The sequence below is a fragment of the Mycobacterium sp. 852002-51961_SCH5331710 genome, assembly GCF_001665535.1.
Classification (GTDB): Bacteria; Actinomycetota; Actinomycetes; order Mycobacteriales; family Mycobacteriaceae; genus Mycobacterium.
This window is the reverse complement of record NZ_LZSQ01000080.1, coordinates 1-2,659: the sequence shown is the minus strand read 5'-3', so window position 1 is coordinate 2,659 and position 2,659 is coordinate 1. Positions and strand designations below refer to the sequence as shown.

The following is a 2,659-nucleotide window of genomic DNA, read 5'->3' as shown; positions in this document are numbered from 1 at the left end:
CTGGCCGGCATCTACGCCCAAGTACTCGGTATCGAACGCGTCGGCGTCGACGAATCCTTCTTCGAACTCGGCGGGGATTCGCTGTCCGCGATGCGCCTGGTTGCCACCGTCAACAGTGGGCTGGATGCTGGCTTGGGCGTGCGCGACGTGTTCGAGGCGCCCACCGTCGCCCAGCTGGCGCCCCGCATCGGTGCGGATGGGAAGGCGCACACCCCAATTCGTCGCGTAGAGCGCCCGTCGGTGATTCCGCTCTCTTATGCGCAGAATCGGCTGTGGTTCATCGACCAGCTGCAGGGTCCCTCGCCGATGTACAACATGGCGACCGCACTGCGGCTTCACGGGCGCATCGATACCGAGGCTCTAGCCCAAGCGCTCGCCGACGTGGTCGACCGCCATGAGAGCCTGCGCACTCGGTTCCACGCGTCGGAAGGGCTGCCCCAGCAGTTGGTTGTCCCGAGCGAGGAGGCTGATTTCGGCTGGCGGATCGTCGATGCCAGTGACTGGTCGGCCGCCCGGCTCGGCGAGGTCATCGACGAGGTCGCCGGGCACCCGTTCGACCTGGCGACCGAGATTCCCATACGAGCAGGACTTCTGCGCATCACTGACGATGAGCATGTACTGGTGGCGGTGGTGCATCACGTCGCCGCCGATGGTTGGTCGGTCGCTCCGTTGGTTCGCGATCTGGGTACGGCCTATGCGAGTAGGTGCAGGGGACACGCCCCGAACTGGGCGGAGCTACCCGTGCAGTATGCCGATTACACGCTGTGGCAGCGCGACCAGCTTGGTGATCTCGACGACCCGCACAGTGCGATCGCGGCGCAGGTCGGTTATTGGGAGCGGGCCTTGGCGGGGATGCCCGAACGCATCGAGTTACCGACCGATCGGCCTTATCCGATGGTGGCGGATCAGCACGGTGCGCACGTAGCGGTGAACTGGCCGGCCGAGGTCCAACAACGGATCGCTCAGGTGGCGCGCGCGCATAACGCGACCAGTTTCATGGTGATGCAAGCGGCGCTGGCAGTGCTGTTGTCGCGAATGAGCGGCAGTGCCGATGTGGGCGTTGGGTTCCCGGTCGCCGGACGGAACGATCCCGCGCTCGACGAGTTGGTCGGCTTCTTCGTGAACACGCTGGTGCTGCGCGTCGAATTGGCCGGTGATCCGACCGTCGCCGACGTGCTGCAGCAAGTACGGACACGCAGTCTGGCCGCCTACGAACACCAGGATGTGCCCTTCGAGGTGCTGGTGGAGCGGCTGAACCCGACACGCGGCCTCGCCCACCACCCGTTGGTCCAGGTCATGTTGGCCTGGCAGAACAACCAGCCCGCTGAGGTCTCCCTTGGCGATCTCCAAGCCACGCCGATGCCGGTCGACACTCACACTGCGCGTATGGATCTGGCATTCAACCTGACCGAGCGATGGAGCGAGGACGGGTCACCGGCGGGCATCGGTGGAGAGGTGCAATACCGCACCGACGTATTCGATGCCGCCTCCATCGAGGCCCTGATCGAGCGGTTCCAGCGGGTGCTGGTGGCGATGACCGTCGATCCGACTCGGCGGCTTTCGTCCATGGCCGTGTTGAGTGCTAACGAACTCGACTACCTCTACGAGTGCGGCAATCGAGAGGCGCTGACCGAATCGGTCGACACGCCGTTGTCCGTGCCTGCTCTGTTCGGGCAACAGGTGATTCGGACACCTGATACGACGGCGCTGACGTCTTCTGGCCGTTCACTGACCTACCGCGAGCTGGATGCGGTCTCGGATCGGTTGGCACGGTTGCTTGTCGCGCATGGTGTCGGCCCGGGTCATTCGGTGGGTCTGTTGCTGCCGCGTTCGGCCGAGGCCGTCGTAGCGATGCTGGGCGTCCTCAAGGCCGGGGCGTCCTATGTACCGATCGATGCGAAAGTTCCTGCGGCGCGGCTCGATTTCGTGTTGGATGATGCAGCGCCGGTGGCAACGATCACCACTGCAGCCTTGCGGTCGCGGTTGGACGGCTATGGGGGGCTGGTCGTCGACGTCGATGATGTCGGTGACGGTGCGAGCGATACCGCGCTGGATGCGGGAACGCTGAGGATCGCGCCAGATGACATCGCCTACATCATCTATACCTCGGGCACGACTGGTGTGCCGAAGGGCGTGGCGATCACTCATCGCAATGTGACGCAATTGTTGGCCAGCCTGGATGCCGGATTACCGGCGTCGGGTGTGTGGCCGCTCTGCCATTCGCTGGCCTTCGACGTGTCGGTGTGGGAGATCTTCGGGGCGTTGCTGCGCGGTGGACGGCTGGTGGTGGTGCCAGAAGAGATCTCTGCCTCGCCGGAGGACTTCCAGGAGGTGTTGGTCGACGAGGGGGTCAGCGTGCTGACCCAGACGCCTTCCGCGGTCAGGATGCTTTCTCCGGAGCGGTTGGGGTCGACGGCGTTGGTGATGGCCGGGGAGGCGTGTCCGCCGGAGGTGGTGGATCGGTGGGCGCCGGGGCGGGTGATGCTCAACGCCTACGGCCCGACCGAAACGACGATGTGCGTGGCGATCAGCGCGCCGCTGAGGCCGGGCTCGGGCGCGGTTCCGATCGGTTCGCCGGTGGATGGTGCGGCGTTGTTCGTCCTTGATGCGTGGTTGCGTCCGGTGCCGGTGGGTGTGGTCGGCGAGTTGTACGTGGCCG

Annotated in this window: 1 protein-coding gene; it reads left to right on the top strand. The window is 65.3% G+C overall.

What is annotated here, in order from left to right:
- On the top strand, positions 1-2,659 hold a 2,659-nt coding region (locus A5752_RS13550; protein ID WP_156613841.1), incomplete at both ends, for a non-ribosomal peptide synthetase.